A 20,995-nucleotide genomic window follows, 5' to 3' on the forward strand; every position below is an offset into this window, starting at 1 on the left:
CCCCACAACCAACCTCTCCCAGGGGGCGCCCCGCGTGTGGGGCGGGGGGTCGGGCCCCCCCCCGGGCGGGGCCCCCCCGCGGGGGGGGGCCCCCCCCCCCACGCCGCAGCCGGACGTCGTCCTGGAGGATGCGCGGGCCGTCGGCTGCCGGGGACACGACCAGGAGCGCCGCGGTGGCGGCGGTCGTGTCCCCGGTCCGCACGACACGGTCGAGGAAGTGGCCGGGGCGCAACGCCCGAGTGGCCGTGAGTTCCTGTCCCGATGTCTTTTCCGATTTCCGGCCCCCTCCAGGCCCTTACGCGGCGCCCTTCTTGATGCGGTATCCGACCGCCGTCACGGGGTTGTCGACGAACATGCGGTGAACCGCCGTGTCGTCGAATCCGATGGAGAGAATGTTCTGCCGCTGCTGCTCATAACCGCTCGAACCCGCCGCCACGGCCCCGTCGTCACGCAGCCACAGTGGATTGTGGTCACTCCGGGTCAGTGGTTCCTGGGCCATCGTGGCGACCTCGGTGTGGTCGGTCAGCGCGATGAGGCGGTCCACGCCCAGGTATTCGACGGTGCGCCGGCAGATTTCGAGGTCGACGTGGTACCCGTCGAAGTTGATGCACGGGTACAGGAGGGACTCGCGTGCGGAGCGCAGCATTTCGGCCGGAACAGGGCCGAGCAGTTCCCGGAGGTCGGTCTTGTCCCAGTCGGGATCGAGCACCCGCCGCAGTTCGACTTCGCGGTCGACCCGTTCCTGCGGCGTGCGCCAGGAATGCGTGAAGTTCCGCGGGGTGTCGTTGTACAGATGGTCGGTCAGGACCAGGTACGGGGAGGAGTCGTAGCGGCTGTGCAGGAATTCGAGCACTTCCCGCAGTCGGACGGCACTGCGCTCGGGCGCCTCCCGGTGGAAGTGCCCCACGGCGATCCGGAGCCCCTGCTCGTAGAAGCTGGTGAGCAGGTCGGCGAAGGTGGGGCCGGCGTCGATGCGCTCGTCCAGGGCCATGGCGTCGGGCGCCATCACGATGTAGCGCAGGCCGAGCGGGCCGAGGGACGCGATGACGTCCCACTCCTTCGCCGACGGGAACCACCGTCCGGCCCGCGGTATCCCGCCCTGCGGCCCGAGCAGCGGGCCCTCGATCGCGAAACCGGCGATGTTGGGAACCGCGTTCGCCTGTTCGAGCCGGTGGTACTCCTGGAGGACCTCCACCAGGCGGGGGAGATTCTCCCGGCGCAGGTAGACGGTCGGCAGAATTCCGTACTCACGGGATTCCGCAGCCTTCTGGACCTCGGGGAGGTCCTCGGGCGAGATGGTCGAGAAATCGAAGTCGTCGATTCCGTGGAAGTGGTAGAGAAGGGCCTTCACTTTTACCCTCGTTCCGTCTCGGACTATTCCTTGGACGGTTGGATTGGGTGCCGTCTCGACAGATACGGCTATCGACTTCCTGAGGCTTTTCTCATTGTCACGATCGACCTCACGAGTCGTCGCCGGGAGCAGCACGTCCTGCTGCAAACTCCGTGGACTGGCCTGCGGATAGCACGGCAGCGCCAAAAGAACGGAGACTGTACGTACAAGCATCCGTCGCCCGAGGGATGTTGAAAACCAAATCCTCGACAGTGTCCTGAAGTCACTGCGGCCTGGCGCACCTTGGCGCCTTGACAGTGGTCGTACAATTCGGGGTAAGTATGTGGTGATTGTGTGCTGGCGACGCCGGGCGGCGCGGTTTTCGCCCGAACGCTGTTACGGGTGTTGCCATTGTTCCTCCCCGCCGGATCATGCTTTTCGTGGCCGGGATGACCGGTGGTCCCGCCCTTCGCCGGCGGATTCCGGAACCCGCCTGGTCAGCACCCGTAACAGCCCGTCCGCCGTCAGTGCGCGAGGAGCCGGCGGAGGAAGACGTCCGAGGCGTGGTTGGTGTCGCCGGGGATCAGGGTGCCGTCCTCGGAGGTGAACAGCACGGCGCTGCCGGAGGCGTCGGTGTACGGGTTGTCCGAGGTGCCGGTGCTCGCCGTGCCGTCCTCGGCCGCGCCGGCGAGTTCGACGGCTCCGGTGGCGAGGTCGCGGCGGAACACGTTCTGCCGCCCGCCGTCGACGCCGGGGACGAGGTTGCCGGCGTCGGAGACGAAGTAGACCCAGCGGTCGTCGTAGGACATTGTGCCGCGACCGGCGGAGCCGACCGTGGTGGTGCCGGGCAGCGGGGTCGTCACCCTGGCCACGGTGCCGGTGCGCAGGTCGCGGGTGTAGAGCTCCTGGTGGCGGTTGAGGATCGGCCCGCCGGGCGCGTCGAGGGTGTAGACGGCGTACTGCCCGTCGGGGCTGAGGGTGGCGTCCAGGCCGGTGTTGGCGAGCTGGCCGGCGGGGTCGGTGCTCGCGCCGCTGATCACCCCGGTGTGCTGGTCGAACACGTAGAAGGGGTAGGAGGCGTGCCCGAGGATCGCGGGGGAGTCGCCGTGGTCCGCGTGGTCCCCAGGGGCTGCGGCGGCTGCGGGGGTCTGGGCGGGAGCCGGGAGCAGGTTGTACGCGCGGGACTTGAAGCCGATGACGCGGCCGTCGGCGCTGATCGAGGGCAGGTAGGAGTCGCCGTTGCCCGGTTTGCCGTTCACCCCGAGGGTGACCAGGCGGGTGGTGCCCTCCCGGCGGTCGGTGACGTAGATGTTCTCCTTGCTGAACGTGCCGACCGGCGCGAGGTCGGTCCGGGAGGAGGAGAAGGCCACGAAGCGGCCGTCCCAACTGGCCACCGCGTCACGGGAGATGCGGCCGTCCTGGCCGGTGGCGGCCGGGTCGCCGGCGGTGATCAGCTCGGTGACGCCGTCCCGGAGGTCGCGGAGGTAGACCTCCCCGCCGCTGTTGGCCTTGTGGCCGGGTAGCACGTTGGTGGCCTTGGTGTTGAACGTGACGAAGCGGCCGTCGCCGCTGATCGATGCCTGGGTGGTGGGGGCGTCGAGCTGGGCGCCGTCCGCGCCGACGCTGACGCGTTGGGTGCGGCCGGTGTGCAGGTCCCGGACGAAGACGTCCGTCGCGCCGTTGGTGTCGCCGGGCACCAGGTTGGTCGCGTCCGAGGAGAACAGGGCGTAGCGGCCGTCGGCGCTCAGCCCCAGGGCGGCGGACGCGCCGTCCGGCTGCGCGCCGTCGAGGCCGACGCTCACCCGGATGATCCCGCCCGTGCGCGGATGCGCTTCGGCGGCTGGTGCGGCGAGGCCGGCCAGTGCGGCGGCGAGCAGGGCGCAGCCGCCGCGCAGCAGCCCGCGCCGGGGGTGTGTGGTGGTCATGAGGTGGGGTCCTCCCCTTGGTGAGTGACGACGGCGCGGGCGGCGCCACCCTGGTGGGTGGCACCGCCCGCGCAACTGACTGGGGAGAGCCAAACGCCCGGCGGACCGGAGGTCAACGGGCCCGCTTCCGCACTGGCAGATTCTCGCCAACTGACCGAGGGGGAAGGGAGGTTGGATACTGCCGGTTGGTCAGTTGACCGCCCAGACCTGGAGGGGTGATCCGGTGTCGGGCTGCTGGGTGGTCCGGGCGCCGTCGGCGGTGGACGCGGTGGTGAGGAGCAGGCCGCTCTTCTGGGAGGTGATCCGGTAGCCGCCGGCGGCGGGGGTGAGCTGCCAGCGCTGGTTGCCGCCGCCGGTGCAGGCCCACTGGATCACCTTGGCGCCGGCGGAGGTGGAGCCGCCGTCGACGTCCATGCACAGGTGGGACTCGCCGTTGGCGATCTGGTAGCCGCCGTCCGCCTGCCGGGTGAGCACCCAGGTCTGGTTCGGGCCGCCGTTGGGGGCCCAGGTGACCAGTTGGGTGCCCTGGGCGGTGGAGTGGCCGGGGTCGTCGAGGGCCTTGCCGGCGGTGGTCAGGGTGTGGGTGCCGTCCAGCGGGGGGTTGGGCACGGTGCCGGTGGCGGTCAGGGTGAGGGTCTGCTCGCCGGGGCCGCGGGTGCCGCCGACGGGGTTGCCGGTGGTGTCGGCCCAACTGCGGGTGGGGGTGGTCTCGGTGGACCGGCTGTTGGTGGCGGAGAGGCCGAGGACGAGTCCGCTGTAGCGGTTGACCAGCTTGAACGCGCCGGTGGCGGTTCCGTCGGCGGACTTCCCGGGGATGACGAACCACTGCTGGCCGACGGTGGGCCCGCCCGGGCCGGCGGCGGTGGCGGTGGGGCGGGCGCCCCAGGCGCGGCCGGCGGTGGCGGTGGAGTCGACGCCGAGCAGGCGGCCGGTGGCGGCGTTGGCGATCCGGTAGGAGCCGTCGCCGTTGGTGGTGAAGCTCCAGGCCTCCAGGGCGGAGCCGGTGCCGGCGGCCAGCGAGGTGGTGGCCGGGCCGCCGGCGACCTGGGCGAGGACCCGGCCGTCGGCGTTGCCGATCCGGTAGGTCTTGCCGGGGTCGACGGGGGGAGCGGCGGGCGCGGTGCCGTCGATCGTCACGTCCACGTACTCGCCGGACGCGCCGTTGGAGCAGCCGAAGGCGCAGTACGAGCGGAAGGTCTTGCCGACGATGGTGGTGTTGGTGCGGTTCGCGCTGTCGAGGAACCAGCGGTACCAGGACGCGGTGTGGTAGCCGCCGGTGTCGCCGATCGGCACCCACTTCTGGCTGGCGAGGTCGGCGGTGGCGTAGTACTGCTGGGGCGCGGAGCCGCTCTGGTCGACGGCCTGCGGTTCGGCGATGTACAGCCCGAGGTAGGCGTTGTAGGTGATGTCCATGACGAACAGCGGTGAGGTGGGGGGCATCGTGCCGGCCGCGACCTGCTGGGCCACGGTGCCGGTGTTCGCCGGGTCGTACTCGTCGGCGACCGGGGTGTAGCCGGTGGGGTGGGCGGAGTCGGCGGGCACCAGGTTGCTCTCCTGGCCGCCGGTGCCGGGCTGCGACCACGCGCCGTCGTACCACTTCTGCCACGAGTCGGGTGCCATCTTGGCGGCGATCGGGGCCCGGGCGACGTGTTCGTGGAAGGCCTTCCAGCTACCGCCCTTGTCGACGATCCGCGAGCCGTAGTAGACGTAGAAGTAGCCCGAGGCGGTGTCGACGAACAGGCGTTGGTCGCCGTCACCGTAGTCGAAGGTCTGGTTCGGGAAGGCCGCGGTGTCGCCCCGCTGGGTGCTGTACGGCGAGGTGATGGCGTGGTCCTTGATGGTCCACGTCCGGCCCTGGTCGCTGGAGACGGCGTAGTCGATGGCGTCGAAGTGGAGGCCGTCGCCGAAGGGTTGCGGGGTGAACTCGTTGTGCACCAGCCCGTACCAGTCGCCGGTGTCCGGGTCGACCCAGATGCCGGAGAGGTCGCAGTAGTTCTTCTGGGCGTAGCCCGACCCGGCGGGCGCGGAGGTCGAGGTCAGGCCGGTGGGGCTGTTGTTGCAGCGCCAGGTGGTGTCGTTGTTGCGGTCCTGGGGGTTGGCGGGGTTGACGGCGTTGCTGAGCGCGCTGGACCGGGTGGCGGAGTCGAAGTCCTTGCCGGTGAAGAAGTCCCAGTACCGCGGGTCGTTCGCGCCGTAGAGCGCGGCGGACTGCTGGAAGTAGAAGGTGCCGTCCTTGTCGGTGTACGGGACGGCGGGGGTGTCGGTGGGGTGGGCGTAGCCGACCGGCTTGCCGACGCTCACGGTGTACGGGGCGGTTGACGGGCCGCCGGCCGGGGCGGCTGACGGTTCGGGGGCGGCCGACGCGGCCGGGGCGAGGCCCGCGCTCAGCGCCAGGAGCGCGGGGGCGAGGACGGCGGCGAGTGCTCTGCGGGGTGGGGCGGACACGAGGTCTCCTTCGGTGCTGCACCGTCGGGGCGGGGGTGGGCGGTGCTGCTCGGGCCCGCCGGTCGTCGTTGGGGGCGCGACCGCCGAGCCCGGCGATGGCATGCAGTATCCGGCCTTCTTGCGCGCAACTGTCAACACCTCTGAGCAACAAATTGCACAGACGGGTTCCATGGAGTGCTTGAAGATGCTTGAATCTGGCCAGAAAGAAGCAGGTATCAGCAACAATCAAGTGGAGGTGGCCGATGGCGACCCATGTCGAGGCCGAGATCGCCAGCCAGCCGGACTGCTGGCGCCGCGCGGCGGAAGTCGCCGCGGCGGAGTGCACGGCGCTGCCGGAGGCCGGTGAACGGGTCGCGGTGATCGGCTGCGGGACGTCGCTGTTCATGGGCCAGGCGTACGCCGCCATGCGGGAGTCGAGCGGACAGGGCGTCACGGACGCCTTCGCCGCCTCCGAGTTCCCGGGCGTCCGCTCGTACGACCGCGTGATCGCGCTGACCCGCTCCGGCACCACGACCGAGGTCCTGGCCCTGCTGGAGCGGGTGCGCGGAAAGGTCCGCACCGCGGCCGTCACCGCCGACCCGCGGACCCCGGTGATGACCGCGGCCGACGACATCGCCGTGCTGGACTTCGCCGACGAGCGGTCCGTGGTGCAGACCAGGTTCGCCACCACGGCGCTCACCCTGCTGCGGGCCCACCTGGGCCTGCACACCGAGGCGGTGGAGGCCGACGGCCGGGCGGCCCTGGCGGAGCCGCTGCCCGAAGGCCTGGTGGACTGCACCCAGTTCACCTTCCTCGGCACCGGCTGGACGGTCGGGCTGGCGAACGAGGCCGGCCTCAAACTGCGCGAGGCCGCGCTCGCCTGGAGCGAGGCGTACCCGGCGATGGAGTACCGGCACGGCCCGATCAGCATCGCCGCGCCGTCCACCGCCACCTGGATGCTGGGCGCCGCACCGGTGGGCCTGGCCGAGCAGGTCCGGGGCACCGGCGCCCGCTGGATCGAGGGCCGGCTCGACCCGCTCGCGGAACTGGTGCGCGTCCACCGGCTGGCCGCCGCGCTGGCCGCCGCGAAGGGCCTGGACCCGGACCAGCCGCGCAACCTGACCCGGTCCGTGGTGCTCGCCGACTCATGACCGACCAGCCTCGGCTCACGACCGACCAGCCTCGGCTCACGACCGACCAGCCTCGGACCACGACCGACCGACCTCGGCCCACGACCGGCCGGCGTCAGCCCGTGCCCGACCGGCGTCAGCCCATGACCGGGCAGCGCCTGGTCGTCGCCGTGGACGTCGGCGGCACCGGTATCAAGGCCGCCCTGCTGGACCGGGAGGCGGCCGTCCGGCACCAGGCGTGGCGCGCCACCGGGCGCGAACGGGGCCCGGAGGCCGTCGTGGCCACCGTCGTCGACCTGGTCGCGGACGTGCGGCGGGAGGCCGGGCGGCAGGGCGCGGAGGTCGACGCCGTCGGCCTGGCCGTTCCCGGCATCGTCGACGAGGCCACGGGGACGGGCGTCTACTCCGCCACGATCGGCTGGCGGGACGTCCCGTTCCGGGAGCTCGTCGCCGAGCGCACCGGCCTGCCCGTGGCCGTCACCCACGACGTGCGCGCCGGCGGCGTGGCCGAGGCCCGGCTCGGAGCCGGGCGCGGCGAGGAGCGCTTCCTGTTCGTCCCGGTCGGCACGAGCATCGCCGCCGCCGTCATGACCGGCGGCCGCGCCATGCCCGGCGCGCACCACCGGGCCGGGGAGATCGGCCACCTCGTGGTGCGCCCGGGCGGGGAACCGTGCGCCTGCGGGGCCCGGGGCTGCGCCGAGACCTACGCCTCGGCGGCCGCCGTGGCGCGGCGCTACACCGAGGCCACCGGCCGGCCGGCCCTCGCACCGGAGGTGGCGCGGCTGGCCGCGGAGGGGGACGGGGCGGCCGGCGCCGTCTGGCAGGAGGCGGTCGACGCCCTGGCCGACGCCCTGCTGACGGCCGTCCTGGTGCTGGACCCGCCGCTGGTCGTGCTGGGTGGGGGCCTCGCCGAGTCCGGCGACCTGCTGCTCGCCCCGCTGGCCGCCGCCCTGGCCGGGCGCGCCCGGATCCAGGTCGCGCCGCGCCTGGTGCCCGCCGCGCTCGGGGACCGGGCCGGTTGCCTGGGCGCCGGCCTGCGCGCCCTGGACGCGGCGGCCGACCGCGCGGCCCCGGAAGGGAGCCCGGCGCCGTGATCGTCACCGTGACCCCGAACCCCGCCCTGGACATCACCTACGGCGTGCCGGCGCTGCGCCCGCACACCAGCCACCGGGTGGCCTCCGTCCACGAACAGGCCGGCGGCAAGGGCGTGAACGTGGCCCGGGTGCTGCACGGCCTCGGCCGGCGCACCACGGCCGTCCTGCCGCTCGGCGGGTCCACCGGCGCGGTGCTGCGGGCCGACCTCGACCGGGCCGGCATCGCCTGCCTGGGCGTCCCGCTCGCCGCAGGCACGTCGACCCGGCGCACCGTCGCCGTGGTCGACGCCGTCGACGCCACCGTGCTGAACGAGCCCGGACCGGAGCTCTCCGCCGAGGACTGGACGGCCCTGCGCGCCGCCGTCCGCGGTCTGCTCCCCACCGCCCGGGCCCTGGTGCTGTCCGGGAGCCTGCCGCCGGGCCTGCCGGGCGACGCCTACGCGGACCTGGTCCGCCTCGCCCACGACCAGGGCGTGCCGGTCGTCCTGGACGCCGACGGCGCCGCGCTCACCGGGGCACTGGCGGCCGGGCCCACGGCCGTCAAGCCGAACGCGGTCGAACTGCGCCGCGCCACCGGCATCGCCGACCCGCTCCGCGCGGCACACGCCCTCGTCGACGCCGGCGCCCGGGCGGTGGTCGCCTCGCTCGGCCCCGACGGGCTCCTCGCCGTCACCCCGGACGGCGACTGGCGGGCCCGGCTGCCCCCGGAGGCCGTCGTGCGGGGGAACCCGACCGGCGCGGGGGACGCGGCGGTCGCGGCGCTGGCCGCGGCCCTCGCCGACCGCACGCCGTGGCCGGCGGCGCTGGCCCACGCGGTGGCCCTGTCGGCCGCCGCCGTCCAGGCCCCGTACGCCGGCCGGTTCGACCCGCAGGCCTACCGCGGCCACCTCCCGCTGGTCCGGGTCACCCCGGCCACGCCCCCCGCCGGCTCAGCCCCTTCCGACTGAACAGCCCCACCCGACAGGAGAGTTCATGCCCCTGGCAGCCACCGGCGGCCTCGTCGCCCGGGCCGCGGCCCGGCACGGCGCCGTCGCCGCCTTCAACGTCATCACCCTGGAGCACGTCGAGGCCGTCGTCTCCGCCGCCGAGACCGCCGGCACCGCGGTGATCCTCCAGGTGAGCGAGAACGCGGTGCGGTTCCACGGCGGGCGGCTGGCCCCGCTCGCCGCGGCCGCCGTGCGCTGCGCCGAGCCGAGCACCGTCCCGGTGGCGCTGCACCTGGACCACGTGAAGACCGGCGTCCTGCTCCGCCAGGCCGCCGAATGCGGGTTCAGCTCGGTGATGTACGACGCCGCGCACCTGCCCTACGCGGAGAACGTCGCCGCCACCCGCGAGGCCGCCGTCTGGGCGCACGGCGCCGGGCTCTGGCTGGAGGCCGAACTCGGCGAGGTCGGCGGCAAGGACGGCCGGGGGCCGCTGGACGCCCACGCGCCGGGGGCCCGCACCGACCCCGCAGAGGCGCGGCGCTTCGTCGAGGAGACCGGCGTGGACGCCCTCGCCGTCGCCGTCGGCAGCTCCCACGCGATGACCTCCCGCGACGCCAGGCTCGACCACGGCCTGCTCGCCGCCCTGCACGCGGCCCTCGACGTCCCGCTCGTCCTGCACGGCTCCTCCGGAGTCCCCGACGACGAGCTGCGCCGCGCCGTCCACGGCGGCATAGCCAAGGTCAACATCGGCACCGCCCTGAGCATCGCCATGACGACCGCCGTCCGGTCCCACCTGGCGGCGGACGAGCGGGGCGTCGACCCCCGCGCGTACCTGGCCGCGGGCCGCGGGGCGATCACCGAGGCCGTCGGCCGGCTCCTGCCCGTCGTCGCGGGGACCGCCGGATGACCGCGCCCAGGACGACCGAGCCCCGGCCGACACCGTCCCCCGAACCACCCCCTCAAGGACCACTCATGCTCCAGATCTCCCGGACCGGGTTCACGCTCGACGGGCGCCCCCTGCGCCTGCTCTCCGGCGCCCTGCACTACTTCCGCAGCCTGCCCGGGCAGTGGCCGCGCCACCTGCGGATGCTGCGGGCGATGGGGCTCAACACCGTGGAGACGTACGTCCCCTGGAACCTGCACGAGCCCCGCCCCGGCACGTACGACTTCACCGGCATCGCCGACCTGGAGGCCTTCCTGCGGGCCGCCGCGGACGCCGGACTGCACGCGATCGTCCGCCCGAGCCCCTACATCTGCGCCGAATGGGAGAACGGCGGCCTGCCCTGGTGGCTCCTGGCCGAACCGGGCACGGCGGGCCGCGGCCTGCCGCTGCGCACCGGCGACCCGCGCTTCCTGGCCCACGTCGACCGCTGGTACGACACGCTGATCCCGATCCTGGCGGCGCACCAGACCACCCGCGGCGGAAACGTCCTGATGGTCCAGATCGAGAACGAGTACGGCTCCTACGGCACCGACCGGGCCTACCTCGCCCACCTCGCCGACGGCCTGCGCGCCCGCGGCATCGACGTCCCGCTCTGCACCTCCGACGGGCCGGAGGACTTCTTCCTCACCGGCGGCGCCCTTCCCGGCCACCTCGCCACCGTCAACTTCGGCAGCCGCGCCACCGAGGCCTTCGCCGAGCTGCGCCGCCACCGCCCCCAGGACCCGCCGATGTGCATGGAGTTCTGGAACGGCTGGTTCGACCACTGGGGAGAGCCGCACACCACCCGCCCGGCCGAGGACGCCGCCGAGGCCCTGCGCGAGATCCTGGCGGCCGGGGCCTCCGTCAACCTCTACATGGCCCACGGCGGCACCAACTTCGGCACCTGGGCCGGCGCCAACACCGCCGACCCGCGCACCGGCCGGGGCTACCAGCCGACCGTCACCTCCTACGACTACGACGCCCCGCTGGACGAACGAGGCGCCCCCACGGCCAAGTTCCGGGCCTTCCGCGAGGTCCTGGCGGCGTACGCGGACGGGCCGGTGCCGGAGCCCGAGGAGCTCCCGGCCACGCTGCCGGCGTGCCGGGTGGAGCTCGACAGGTCCCTGCCGCTGGCGGACGTGGTGGACCACCTGTCCACCGGCGAGGTCCGCTCCGCCGTCCCGCTCTCCTTCGAGGAACTCGGCCTCCCGCACGGCCTCGTCCGCTACCGGACCACCATCCCCGGCCCGCGCACGGCGTACCCGCTGACCGTCGAGGGGCTCGCCGACCGGGCCCACGTCCGCGTCGACGGCACCCACCTCGCCACCCTGGAACGCGACGTCGAGCACGAGCCCCTGCTCCTCCCGGTGCCCGGCGCGGGTGCCCGGCTGGAACTGCTGGTCGAGTCGATGGGCCGGGTCAACTACGGCGCCGGGATCGGCGACCGCAAGGGGATCGCGGGGGCCCTGCACACCCAGCAGTACCTGCACGGGTGGACGGCCGACCCGATGCCGCTGGCCGACGGGACACCGGACCGGCTTCCCTGGGACGCGGCCGTCGCTCCGGCCGCCGGCCCCGGAGCGGCCTTCCACCGCGGCGCCTTCGAGGTCGGGGAGCCCGCCGACGGCTACCTGGCGCTGCCGGGCTGGGGCAAGGGCTACGTCTGGGTCAACGGCTTCCTGCTGGGCCGCTACTGGGACCGCGGACCGCAGTGCACGCTCTTCCTGCCCTGGCCGGTTCTGCGCAGCGGGACGAACGAGATCACCGTCCTCGAACTCGACCGCTCCGGCGAACCCGCCGTGCACCTGGTGGCCGGGCCCGACCTGGGCTGACGCTCCGTGCACCCGGCCCGTTGCCCGGCTCTCCGCCCGGTTCTCCGCGCGACGGGCCGTGTCGAAACCGAGACCGCTTCGTGCTCCGAAGCCCTAGGAACCTGCTCGATATTGAGCAATACTCATCCGAACTGCGCACCATAGAGCAGGGGGTGGTCCGATGGGCACGCGACCACCGACACCCGGACCGGGCCCGGACCAGGACCAGGATCCGGAGCCGGAACCGGTCCGGTGAGGAAGCCGCCGACGCGCGGCGGCACTCCCGGCCGGCCCCAGAACCTCCGGAACCCGGGCACCCTGCCGACCCCCACCGCACCCGCACCCGCACCCCCACCCTCACCGCACCGCACCCTCACCGCACCGCACCCGCTCGCGCCGGCCGCCGTCCACCCGACACCGCGCCGCGACGGCCGAGGGCCAGTACACGTAAAGGACGAGATCCTCATGGCGAAGACACGAATCCGCACCCGCCTGCTGGCCGCCGCCGCCACGCTGCCGCTGCTCGCCGGCATCGCGGCCTGCGGATCGGGCGGTGACGGCGCCTCGGGCGCCGGAGGCTCCGCCGAGGTCACGTTCTGGGGCTGGGCGCCGGGCTACGAGGAGGCGGTGGCCCAGTACAACGCGGCCCACCCGGACGCCAAGGTCAAGTTCGAGAAGATCGTGTCGGGCAGCAAGGGCGGCTACGCCAAGATCTTCGCGGCCGTCAAGGCCGGCAACGCCCCCTGCCTGGCCCAGGTCGGCTACGAGTCGCTGCCCAGCTTCGTCGTGGAGGGCGCCGTCCAGGACGTCAGCGGCGAGGCCGGGCAGTACCAGTCGCAGTACGGGGACGGCGCCTGGAACGCGGTGAAGGTCGGCGGCCAGGTGTACGGCATCCCGGTCGACGTGGGCCCGATGGCGCTCTACTACCGCACCGACCTGTACGCCCAGTACGGCCTGAAGCCGCAGGCCACCTGGGAGGAGTTCGCCGCCGACGCCGCCAAGGTGCACGCCACCAACCCCAACGGGTACCTGAGCGTGTTCAACCCGGACGACCCGTGGTGGTTCGCCGGCATGTCCGCCCAGGCCGGCGGCAGTTGGTTCGGCACCGACAGCAAGGGCTGGAAGGTCTCGCTCGCGAGCGACCCGGCCACCACCAAGGTCGCGAAGTACTGGCAGGGCCTGATCGACCAGGGCCAGGTCAAGTCCGAGCAGGGCTTCAGCCCCGACCTGTACAAGGACCTCCAGGACGGCACGCTCGCCGCCTACCCCGGCCCGGTCTGGTTCTCCTCCATCCTCGAACAGAACGCGGCGCAGGCGTCCGGCAAGTGGGCGGTCGCCCCGATGCCGCAGTGGCAGGGCGGCGCCAAGTCGGTCGGCAACGACGGCGGTTCGTCCACCGCGGTGGTCAAGGGCTGCAAGAACACCGCCGCGGCGCTGCGCTTCGCCAACTGGATGAGCACGGACGCCGCCGCCGTCGGCACCCTCGTGGACAAGGCCGGCATCTACCCCGCCTCCACCAGCGGCACGTCGGCGCCGGCGCTGGCGAAGCCGAGCGCCTACTTCGGCAACCAGCCGATCTTCGACGTCTTCAAGCAGGCGACGGCGCAGGCCCCCAAGTGGAGCTGGGGCCCGACCATGACCCAGACCTCCAGCGACCTCACCGACGCCTTCGGCGCGGCCGTCGCCGCCCACGGCGACCTGACGGCGGCGCTGGGCACGGTGCAGAACAAGACCGTCGACGCGATGAAGTCCAAGGGGCTGACGGTCACCGCCGGCTGACCGGCTCGCCGGCGGACCCCGCGCGGTCCGCCGGCCCGGGCGCGCCCGACACGCCCGAGGGACCGACCACCGCCCGCACGAGAGAGAACCCCAGATGAGCGCAGCAACCCCGGCGGTGCCGGGCCGCACCGCCCCGAAGGCCGCCACCGCACGACGGACGCCGTCCCGCAACCGCGCGGCCCTCGGCTTCCTGGCCCCCTTCGGCCTGCTGTTCACCGTCCTGTTCCTGCTGCCCATCGGGTACGCGCTCTGGCAGAGCCTGTACCGCGTGGAGCGCTCCGGCCTGGGCTTCGGCCCGGCCAGAACGGTCTTCGCGGGGCTCGACAACTACACCGCGGCCCTGGGCGACGGCTCGTTCCTCGCGGGCGTCGGCCGGGTGCTGCTCTTCGGCGTGGTCCAGGTCCCGGTGATGCTCGGACTGGCCCTCGGCCTCGCCCTGCTGATCGACGCCAAGGGCACCCGGCTGCGGAAGTTCTTCCGGCTCGCCTACTTCCTGCCGTACGCGATCCCGGGCGTCGTGGCCACCATCCTCTGGGCGTTCCTCTACCTGCCCGGGACCAGCCCGCTCGTCGCCGGGCTGAGGGACATCGGCATCGACGCCGACTTCCTCTCCTCCGGCACCGTCCTGTGGTCGATGGCCAACATCGTCACCTGGACCTGGACCGGCTACAACATGCTGGTCATCCTCTCCGCCCTCCAGGCCATCCCCAGCGAGCTCTACGAGGCCGCCGACCTCGACGGCGCCGGCCCCTGGCGGACCGCCTGGCACATCAAGATCCCGCTGGTGGCCCCCGCCCTGGTGCTGACCGGGATCTTCTCCATCATCGGCACCCTCCAGCTCTTCACCGAGCCGATGGTCCTGCACTCGCTGGCCTCGACCGTCTCCGCCGACTACACGCCCAACATGGCGGCGTACAACGCGGCGTTCGGCACCAACGACTACGGCAAGGCGGCGGCCATCGCCGTCCTGCTGGCCCTGGCCACCTGCGTCCTGTCCTTCACCTTCCTGCGCCTCTCGGTGCGCATCACCGGAAACCGGGTGACCGCATGAGCACCGCCGACCTCCGCCGCCCCGAGACCGCCCGCCCGGCGCGCCGCCGCCCCGCCGGGCCCGCCCACCTGGGTGCCCCCGGCCGCCGGCCGCGCCCCAACGTCCTCGGCACGGCCGTCCTGTTCGTGCTCTCCGCCTACTTCCTGCTGCCCGCCTGGTGGCTGCTGGTGGCCTCCACCAAGAGCAGCAGCGACCTGTTCGGCAGCGGCGGGTTCTGGTTCTCCACCCTCCACCTCGGCGACAACCTGCACGACCTGGCCACCGCCAACAACGGGCTCTACTTCCGCTGGCTCCTCAACACCGTGCTGTACGCGGGCGTCGGCGCCGCGGCCGCCACCCTGCTCGCGGCGATGGCCGGCTACGCGCTCACCAAGTACCGGTTCCGGGGCCGCGAGGCGGTGTTCAACACGATCCTCGCCGCGGTGCTCGTCCCCGCGCCGCTCCTCGCCCTGCCGGTCTACCTGCTGCTGTCCAAGGCCCATCTGGTCAACACCGTCTGGGCGGTCCTGCTGCCGAGCATGGTCAGCCCGTTCGGCGTCTACCTCAGCCGGATCTACGCCGCCGCGTCCGTCCCGGACGAGATCCTGGAGGCCGCCCGGATGGACGGCGCGGGGGAGTTCCGGATCTTCTTCACGGTGGTCCTGCGGATCTTCTCGCCGGCGCTGGTGACCATCTTCCTGTTCCAGTTCACCACCATCTGGAACAACTTCTTCCTGCCGCTGGTCACGCTCTCCGACCAGAAGCTCTGGCCGGTCAACCTCGGCCTCTACTACTGGAACGGCCTGCGGGACCACACCCCGTACAACCTGGTCGTCACGGGCTCGCTGGTCTCGGTCGTCCCGCTGGTCGTGGCCTTCCTGCTGCTGCAGCGGTTCTGGCGCACCGACCTGACGGCGGGCGGCGTCAAGGCCTGAGGCGGAGCCGCCGGGCCTGAACCGGGGCCTCGGGGCGTGGCCGGTGGATCAGGCCGCGCCCCGGGGCCCGTCGGCGGTCAGGCCCGCCGGACCCGGACGCCACAGCCGGTGACGGCCCGCTGCTGCGCGTCCGTCAGGCCGTCGTCCGTCACCAGGTCGTGGACGTCGGAGAGCGGGCAGATCCGGGCGAAGGTGACCTTTCCGACCTTGGTGCTGTCGGCCAGCACGACCGAGCGCGCGCTGCTGCGCAGGAACGCCCGGTCGGTCTGGGCCTCCATCTCGTCGTGCGTGGTGCAGCCCTCCTGCGCCGTCAGGCCGTCCACCCCGATGAAGGAGATGTCCAGGTGGTACTGCGAGAGCATCCGGTCGGCGGCCGGGCCGACCAGTTCGTAGCTGGCCGTGCGGGCGATGCCGCCGATCACCACGAGGCGCACCTCGGGGCGGACGATCAGGTCGGCGGCGATGTTCACCGCGTTGGTCACGACGGTGATGCCGGTGCGCTCGGCGAGCACCCGGGCGAGCTCGCTGGTGGTGGTGCCGCCGCTGAGGCCCACCACCGCTCCCTCCGGCACGAGCTCGGCCGCCGCCAGGGCGATCCGGCGCTTCTCCTCCCGCTGCTTCTCGCCGCGGTGGCGCAGCGGCAGTTCGAGGTTGACCGAGCCGGTCACCGCGCCGCCCCGGGTGCGGTGTAGTAGTCCCTGCTCGTGGAGCTCCTGGAGATCGCGGCGCACGGTCGCGGTCGAGACGTCCAGGAGTTCGGCGAGCGCGTGCACATCGGCGCTCCCCGCTTCGGTGACGTGCGAGAGGATCCGGGTGGCGCGATCAGCTTTGAGCATGACGCGATTCTAGCCCGGTCGGGAGCCAAACCCCTGGGTGGCGCCGGGTCGGGCTGATTTCGGCGAACAGGTCGCAGGTCTGGTCGTCCGCTCGAATCTGACTATCATGGCTATGAAACAAGCAACTTCACTCAGTTCTGCGGCTGCCTGGCGCAGCGCCGGAGGTGACCGCGTGACAGCGGACCGCATGTCCCTGGCCGGCGCCCGGCTGGTCCTGCCCGGCGGCGTCGTCGAGGGCGGCCGCCTGGCCGTCGAGGGCGACCGGATCGCCGGCCTCGGAGGCGAGAGCGGGCCCGGCGACCTCGACCTGACCGGGTACACCGTCGTGCCCGGGTTCGTCGACCTGCACGTGCACGGCGGCGGCGGCGCCTCCTACGCCTCCGGCATCGCCGAGGAGGCCCTGCTCGCCGCCCGTACGCACCTGGAGCACGGCACCACCACCACGGTCGCGTCCACCGTCACCGGGGAGATCGACGAGGTCGCCCGCCAGGCGTCCGTGCTGTCCGAGCTGGTCGAGGACGGCGTGCTGGCCGGCATCCACTTCGAGGGCCCGTTCATCTCCCACAACCGCTGCGGCGCCCACCGCCCCGACCTGCTGCGCGACCCGGACCCGGCGCTGGTGCGCAAGCTGGTCGACGCCGCCCGGGGCCACGCGAAGATGGTCACCCTGGCCCCCGAACTGCCCGGCGGCCTGGACTCGGTGCGGATGCTCGCCGACCTCGGCGTGATCGCCGCCGTCGGCCACACCGACTCCGACTACGCCACCACGCTGGAGGCGATCGACGCCGGCGCGAGCGTCGCCACCCATCTCTTCAACGCCATGCCGGGCATCGCCCACCGCGCCCCGGGCCCGATCGTGGCGCTGCTGGAGGACGAGCGGGTCACCGTCGAGCTGATCAACGACGGCGTGCACCTGCACCCGTCCGTGCTCGACCTCGCCTACGGCACCGCCGGGGCGTCCCGGGTCGCCCTGATCACCGACGCCATGGGCGCGGCCGGCATGGGCGACGGCCTCTACCCGCTCGGCCCGCTCCAGGTCGAGGTCAAGGACGGCGTCGCGATGCTCCCGGACGGCAGCTCCATCGCGGGTTCCACGCTCACCCTGGACGTCGCCTTCAAGCGTTCGCTCACCGTCAACGGCCTGACGCTGAACCAGGCCGTCGAGTCGCTGTCCGCCACCCCGGCCCGCCTGCTGGGCCTCGCCGACTCGATCGGCTCGCTGGAGGCCGGCAAGCAGGCCGACCTGGTCGTGCTCGACTCCGAGGGCTACGACCTGGTCGCCGTGATGCGCCGCGGCCGCTGGATCACCGGAGCGCCGCCGCTGGCGCCCCGGGCCGGCTGACCGGCGGGGTGGCGGGGCCCGAAGTTCAAGTGTTGTCGGCTGAGTCGGGCCGCAGGCGCCGTGCCGCTCAAAGCTCCGTCGGGTAGCCGCTCCGGGGATGCTTGGCGTTGGCGAGCTGTCTCCGGGGCGCCCGCGGGGGGCGGGACGGGGACTCGCGTGATGGCGAACGTGGCGGAGTCCAGGCCGGGATGGCGGTGGGGGCCTCCGGGTCGGCGGGCCGACCCTGCAGGGCCTGGACCTCGACGGCTTCGGCGAGACACCGCAGGGCGATCCGAACCTGTGCGTTCTGTTCCTCGCTGAGTGCCCCGAGGACCTGCTGTTCGATGGCCAGGCGCCTGGGCATGACGTCGTCGACGGCGGCCGCGCCCGCGTCGGTGATGAAGACCAGTGCCGCGCGCCGGTCCGCGGGGTTGACCGTCCGGACCACGAGGGCGCGCCGTTCCAGCTTGGCCAGCGCCTTGCTCAGCGCGGCCGGCGACCGCCCCATCGAGGCGGCGAGGCGGCGCGCGATCGTCGGCTCGGTCGAGTGGCGGAGGTGGTAGAGCACGTCGAACTCCGATGAGCTGACGGCCGCCGCTTCGAACACCGGTTCAAGGAGGAACTCCAGCATCGCGTGGGCGTGTCGGAGGCCGCCGATGATCTCCATCGACGAAAGGTCGAGGTCAGGACGGCTCTGTACCCACAGTTGCCATACCGCCCGCGTTTCATCCATTCGTGCACATGCTCCAACTTGTTAACCGGTAACCTTTCAGTTACCGTATGACACGTGGCCCGCTTCCAGCTGGGCAACCTGGGCACGCTCATCGGAGGCTTGTCCGCTTTTATGCTCTCTGTGTAGTTGATCTGCTCATGTCACATGAACCTGGACTGCGACAATCCGACCGATAGCTTCCCGTCTTTGACGGAGCTGAGGAAAGTGTCACCATGGTCATCACACATGTCCCCGCCGCCCCGTTCCCCGGAACGCTTCCGGGATCGGGGAACCTCCGGCAGATAATACTGGACCGGAATGGCTTGGTGTCTAGCCGTTTGCGCGCGTCGGCGTCAAGGAGATCGGACCGGCAGCTTGCCGGGACCGCATCGCCCGGCCGTGCAGCGAGAAAATCGAGTTGACGCTGCGGCGGGTATGAACTCGCCGTACTGCCCGAACACTTCGAACGGCCCGAAGCGGAACGCGCCGGCGTGACCGGCTCCGCAGGGGCGGCCCGCCGCGGTCGCCACGGGCCGCTGTCGCCCTGCGTGCCGAGGCCGGTGACCGCGCCCCGGTGTGCCTTTCACGGATCCGCCGCGGGCTGACCGCCCGTGGTTCGTCACCGAATTCAGAATTTCTCCGGCGGTCGCACCGCCGACCCCGAAAATCCGCATGGCCAGATTCCGGGAAAAGGATTCCGCGCGCTATGACCGATCGCTTGGGATTCAGTCTCACTCAATTGCGCTACTTCGTCGTCTCCGCCGAGATCGGCAACATCTCGGAGGCGGCGGAGAAGCTGTGCGCCTCGCAGTCGACGGTCTCGTCGGCCATCATGCGGCTGGAACGTCAGCTCGGTGTTCAGCTGCTGCTCCGTCACCATGCCCGTGGGGTCTCCCTGACGCCGAGCGGTCGCCACCTGCTGCGGGAGGCGCGCGCGTTGCTGGGGCAGGCCAGCAGCCTCAAGGCGCAGGGCGACGCCCTGGCGGGCGACACCGCAGGCCAGCTCGACGTCGGGTTCTTCTTCCCGATCGCCCCGTTCCTGCTGCCGCTGGTCCACCGTTTGGCCGGGGAGCGGCACGGGGCGCTGAAGCTGAACCTCCACGAGGCGTCCGCCGACCGGCTGTTGGAGTTCCTCCGGGACGGCCGGTGCGAACTGGCCGTGACGTACGACTTCCTGGCGGGCGACGCCAGGTTCCACCCGCTGGTCGACCTGCCGGTGCACGCCCTGCTGGCGGATGACGACCCGTTGGGGCTGGTCGGGCCGCTCTCCCTGGACGAGTTGGCCGGGCGACCGCTGGTCGCCCTGAACGCCCCGAGCGTGCTCCGCCACGCCGAGCGGATGTTCTCCCGCGCGGGCGTCCGCATGCCACGGGTGGTGACGACGACGAGCATCGAGACGCTGCGCGGCCTGGTGGCCGCCGGCGCCGGGTTCGCCTTGATGTATCAACGCGGCCTGACCGCAACGACGTTGGACGGCGGCAGGGTCCGCGAGGTCGAGCTGGTCGGAGACCTGCCGCCCGCGGCCCTGGGCGCGGCCATGATGCCCGACCTGGCCATGAGCAGCCGCGGCAGGGCGTTCCTGGACGTGCTCAGATCCGCGGTCGGGGCGCGTCCGGCGCAGGTCGGTGCAGGTCGGCAGGTCGGTGCAGGTCGGCAGGTCAGTACGGGTCGGCAGGTCAGTGCAGGTCAGCAGGTCGTCGTGGGTTGAAGGAGTGTCGTGCTGGCAGTCATCTTCGCTGGTCAGGGAAGTCAGGAAAAGGGAATGGGGGCAGAGGTCTTCGAACGGTACCCAGGGCTGGTCCAGTACGCCTCGGACGTGCTGGGGTACGACCTGGTCTCCTTGTGCACGGAGGACCCGGACGGCCTGCTGGGCCGCACGGAGTACACCCAGCCGGCGCTGTTCGTCGTCAACGCGCTGCGGACCTTCGAGCGGGTCCACCGCGGGGACCGGGCGGCGGACGTCTACCTGGGGCACAGCCTGGGCGAGTACAACGCGCTGCTCGCGGCCGGGTCCTTCGCCTTCGAGACGGGGCTGCGGCTGGTCGCCAAGCGCGGCGAGCTGATGGCGGCGGCCTCAGAGGGCGGCATGACCGCCGTCATGAACACACCGCCCGAGCGACTGCTGGAGATCCTCGCGGAGGACGGCGTCGACGGCGTCGACATCGCCGGCCTCAACACCGGCTCGCAGGTGGTGATCGCGGGCACCCAGCCGGTCCTGGAGGCGGCGCACGCCTGCCTGGAGAAGCGGGAGATCCGCTTCGTACGGCTCAAGGTGAGCGCGCCCTTCCACTCCCGGTACATGGAGCCGGCCAGGGTGCGGTTCGCCGAGTTCCTGACGGAGTTCGAGTTCGCCGATCCCGACACCCCCGTCATCTCCAACGTCACGGGCCGGCCGTACGAGCCGGGACAGGTGACGCACATGCTCACGGAGCAGCTGGTCGCCCCGGTGCGCTGGACCGACAGCGTCCGCGGGCTGCTCGACGGCGACGCCGAGCCGGAATTCACCGAAATCGGGGGCCTGGCCCTCACCCACATGGTGTTCAAAATCAGGGCTGGAGTGTGACACATGGCAACCACGACGGACACGATCAGGCTGTACCTGGAAGACCGTTTCCTCTTCGAGTTCGACGACGTGATCACCCCGGACACCGACCTGTTCAAGGCGGGGGTCATCGACTCGTTCGGCTACGTCAGGATGATGAAGTTCCTGGAGTCCGAGTTCTCCGTCGAGATCTCCCCGGAGGACATCCTCGTGAACGTCTTCGTCTCGCTCACCGCGATCGACGAATTCGTCACCAAGAAGACCTCCGCGAAGTAGAA

The 20,995-nt window shown here is 72.3% G+C and carries 17 protein-coding genes; 12 read left to right on the plus strand and 5 right to left on the minus strand.

Annotated features, from left to right (window positions below; all coding sequences use genetic code 11):
• Positions 1-295 precede the first annotated feature (295 nt).
• From ACFV6D_RS15215 to ACFV6D_RS15225, 3 genes are all read right to left on the minus strand, one after another.
• Positions 296-1,351: a hypothetical protein gene (locus ACFV6D_RS15215; RefSeq protein WP_380559996.1), complete on the minus strand. Its 1,056-nt coding sequence runs from the start codon at positions 1,349-1,351 to the stop codon at positions 296-298.
• 503 nt (positions 1,352-1,854) lie between these two features.
• Entirely contained in the window at positions 1,855-3,255 is a 1,401-nt protein-coding gene (locus ACFV6D_RS15220; RefSeq protein ID WP_380559998.1) for a TolB family protein, read from the minus strand.
• A gap of 189 nt (positions 3,256-3,444) precedes the next feature.
• Positions 3,445-5,700, minus strand: coding sequence for an RICIN domain-containing protein (locus ACFV6D_RS15225; protein ID WP_063345964.1), 2,256 nt, complete (start codon positions 5,698-5,700; stop codon positions 3,445-3,447).
• A 242-nt stretch (positions 5,701-5,942) separates the two neighbouring features.
• Between ACFV6D_RS15225 and ACFV6D_RS15230 the strand changes: the two genes are divergently transcribed.
• The 8 genes from ACFV6D_RS15230 to ACFV6D_RS15265 all read left to right on the plus strand — a co-directional run bounded on the left by ACFV6D_RS15230 (position 5,943) and on the right by ACFV6D_RS15265 (position 15,306).
• Positions 5,943-6,830 carry an SIS domain-containing protein gene (locus ACFV6D_RS15230; protein WP_063345963.1) on the plus strand — a complete coding sequence of 296 codons (888 nt, stop codon included), beginning with the start codon at positions 5,943-5,945 and terminating at the stop codon, positions 6,828-6,830.
• 122 nt (positions 6,831-6,952) lie between these two features.
• Positions 6,953-7,903: an ROK family protein gene (locus ACFV6D_RS15235; protein ID WP_380560000.1), complete on the plus strand. Its 951-nt coding sequence runs from the start codon at positions 6,953-6,955 to the stop codon at positions 7,901-7,903.
• Complete coding sequence (locus tag ACFV6D_RS15240) at positions 7,900-8,850, plus strand: 1-phosphofructokinase family hexose kinase (RefSeq protein ID WP_380560002.1); 951 nt, start codon at positions 7,900-7,902, stop codon at positions 8,848-8,850. The genes ACFV6D_RS15235 and ACFV6D_RS15240 overlap by 4 nt, the downstream gene beginning before the upstream one ends.
• Before the next feature lie 25 nt (positions 8,851-8,875).
• Entirely contained in the window at positions 8,876-9,736 is an 861-nt protein-coding gene (locus ACFV6D_RS15245; RefSeq protein WP_380486179.1) for a ketose-bisphosphate aldolase, read from the plus strand.
• 65 nt (positions 9,737-9,801) lie between these two features.
• A complete protein-coding gene (locus ACFV6D_RS15250; RefSeq protein ID WP_380560004.1) occupies positions 9,802-11,583 on the plus strand; it encodes a beta-galactosidase family protein in 1,782 nt (593 codons plus the stop codon).
• Positions 11,584-12,027: 444 nt separating this feature from the next.
• Complete coding sequence (locus ACFV6D_RS15255; protein ID WP_063345958.1) at positions 12,028-13,341, plus strand: extracellular solute-binding protein; 1,314 nt, start codon at positions 12,028-12,030, stop codon at positions 13,339-13,341.
• Between the two features lie 94 nt (positions 13,342-13,435).
• Positions 13,436-14,392, plus strand: coding sequence for a carbohydrate ABC transporter permease (locus ACFV6D_RS15260; protein ID WP_380380349.1), 957 nt, complete (start codon positions 13,436-13,438; stop codon positions 14,390-14,392).
• Positions 14,389-15,306 carry a carbohydrate ABC transporter permease gene (locus ACFV6D_RS15265; RefSeq protein ID WP_079135324.1) on the plus strand — a complete coding sequence of 306 codons (918 nt, stop codon included), beginning with the start codon at positions 14,389-14,391 and terminating at the stop codon, positions 15,304-15,306. Before ACFV6D_RS15260 ends, ACFV6D_RS15265 begins: the two co-directional genes overlap by 4 nt.
• A 77-nt stretch (positions 15,307-15,383) precedes the next feature.
• Here ACFV6D_RS15265 and ACFV6D_RS15270 read toward each other — a convergent pair whose 3' ends face one another.
• Positions 15,384-16,142 (minus strand): DeoR/GlpR family DNA-binding transcription regulator, encoded by a 759-nt coding sequence (locus ACFV6D_RS15270; RefSeq protein WP_363378426.1) that lies wholly within the window; start codon positions 16,140-16,142, stop codon positions 15,384-15,386.
• A gap of 187 nt (positions 16,143-16,329) precedes the next feature.
• Here ACFV6D_RS15270 and nagA point away from each other — a divergent pair, with 187 nt between their 5' ends.
• On the plus strand, positions 16,330-17,484 hold the full coding sequence (gene nagA, locus ACFV6D_RS15275) for an N-acetylglucosamine-6-phosphate deacetylase (protein WP_380560020.1): 1,155 nt from the start codon (positions 16,330-16,332) through the stop codon (positions 17,482-17,484).
• 67 nt (positions 17,485-17,551) lie between these two features.
• Here nagA and ACFV6D_RS15280 read toward each other — a convergent pair whose 3' ends face one another.
• Positions 17,552-18,130: a MarR family winged helix-turn-helix transcriptional regulator gene (locus tag ACFV6D_RS15280; RefSeq protein WP_380560006.1), complete on the minus strand. Its 579-nt coding sequence runs from the start codon at positions 18,128-18,130 to the stop codon at positions 17,552-17,554.
• A gap of 751 nt (positions 18,131-18,881) precedes the next feature.
• Between ACFV6D_RS15280 and ACFV6D_RS15285 the strand changes: the two genes are divergently transcribed.
• Genes ACFV6D_RS15285 through ACFV6D_RS15295 form a run of 3 tightly spaced genes read left to right on the plus strand, consistent with a single transcriptional unit; the run spans position 18,882 to position 20,993 of the window.
• On the plus strand, positions 18,882-19,883 hold the full coding sequence (locus tag ACFV6D_RS15285; protein WP_380560008.1) for a LysR family transcriptional regulator: 1,002 nt from the start codon (positions 18,882-18,884) through the stop codon (positions 19,881-19,883).
• Positions 19,884-19,892: 9 nt separating this feature from the next.
• On the plus strand, positions 19,893-20,738 hold the full coding sequence (gene fabD / locus ACFV6D_RS15290; RefSeq protein ID WP_380560010.1) for an ACP S-malonyltransferase: 846 nt from the start codon (positions 19,893-19,895) through the stop codon (positions 20,736-20,738).
• A gap of 3 nt (positions 20,739-20,741) precedes the next feature.
• Complete coding sequence (locus tag ACFV6D_RS15295) at positions 20,742-20,993, plus strand: phosphopantetheine-binding protein (protein ID WP_063345952.1); 252 nt, start codon at positions 20,742-20,744, stop codon at positions 20,991-20,993.
• The last annotated feature ends 2 nt before the right edge of the window (positions 20,994-20,995 follow it).

The organism is Kitasatospora sp. NPDC059812 (assembly GCF_042732075.1).
Classification (GTDB): domain Bacteria; phylum Actinomycetota; class Actinomycetes; order Streptomycetales; family Streptomycetaceae; genus Kitasatospora.

What these genes read in the sequence shown, in the direction of transcription:
- ACFV6D_RS15220 (WP_380559998.1), bottom strand. Translation starts at nt 3,255, where the DNA reads ATGACCACCACACACCCCCGGCGCGGGCTGCTGCGCGGCGGCTGCGCC.
- ACFV6D_RS15230 (WP_063345963.1), top strand. Translation starts at nt 5,943, where the DNA reads ATGGCGACCCATGTCGAGGCCGAGATCGCCAGCCAGCCGGACTGCTGG.
- ACFV6D_RS15235 (WP_380560000.1), top strand. Translation starts at nt 6,953, where the DNA reads ATGACCGGGCAGCGCCTGGTCGTCGCCGTGGACGTCGGCGGCACCGGT.
- ACFV6D_RS15245 (WP_380486179.1), top strand. Translation starts at nt 8,876, where the DNA reads ATGCCCCTGGCAGCCACCGGCGGCCTCGTCGCCCGGGCCGCGGCCCGG.
- ACFV6D_RS15250 (WP_380560004.1), top strand. Translation starts at nt 9,802, where the DNA reads ATGCTCCAGATCTCCCGGACCGGGTTCACGCTCGACGGGCGCCCCCTG.
- ACFV6D_RS15255 (WP_063345958.1), top strand. Translation starts at nt 12,028, where the DNA reads ATGGCGAAGACACGAATCCGCACCCGCCTGCTGGCCGCCGCCGCCACG.
- ACFV6D_RS15260 (WP_380380349.1), top strand. Translation starts at nt 13,436, where the DNA reads ATGAGCGCAGCAACCCCGGCGGTGCCGGGCCGCACCGCCCCGAAGGCC.
- ACFV6D_RS15265 (WP_079135324.1), top strand. Translation starts at nt 14,389, where the DNA reads ATGAGCACCGCCGACCTCCGCCGCCCCGAGACCGCCCGCCCGGCGCGC.
- ACFV6D_RS15270 (WP_363378426.1), bottom strand. Translation starts at nt 16,142, where the DNA reads ATGCTCAAAGCTGATCGCGCCACCCGGATCCTCTCGCACGTCACCGAA.
- nagA (WP_380560020.1), top strand. Translation starts at nt 16,330, where the DNA reads ATGTCCCTGGCCGGCGCCCGGCTGGTCCTGCCCGGCGGCGTCGTCGAG.
- ACFV6D_RS15280 (WP_380560006.1), bottom strand. Translation starts at nt 18,130, where the DNA reads ATGGAGATCATCGGCGGCCTCCGACACGCCCACGCGATGCTGGAGTTC.
- ACFV6D_RS15285 (WP_380560008.1), top strand. Translation starts at nt 18,882, where the DNA reads ATGACCGATCGCTTGGGATTCAGTCTCACTCAATTGCGCTACTTCGTC.
- ACFV6D_RS15295 (WP_063345952.1), top strand. Translation starts at nt 20,742, where the DNA reads ATGGCAACCACGACGGACACGATCAGGCTGTACCTGGAAGACCGTTTC.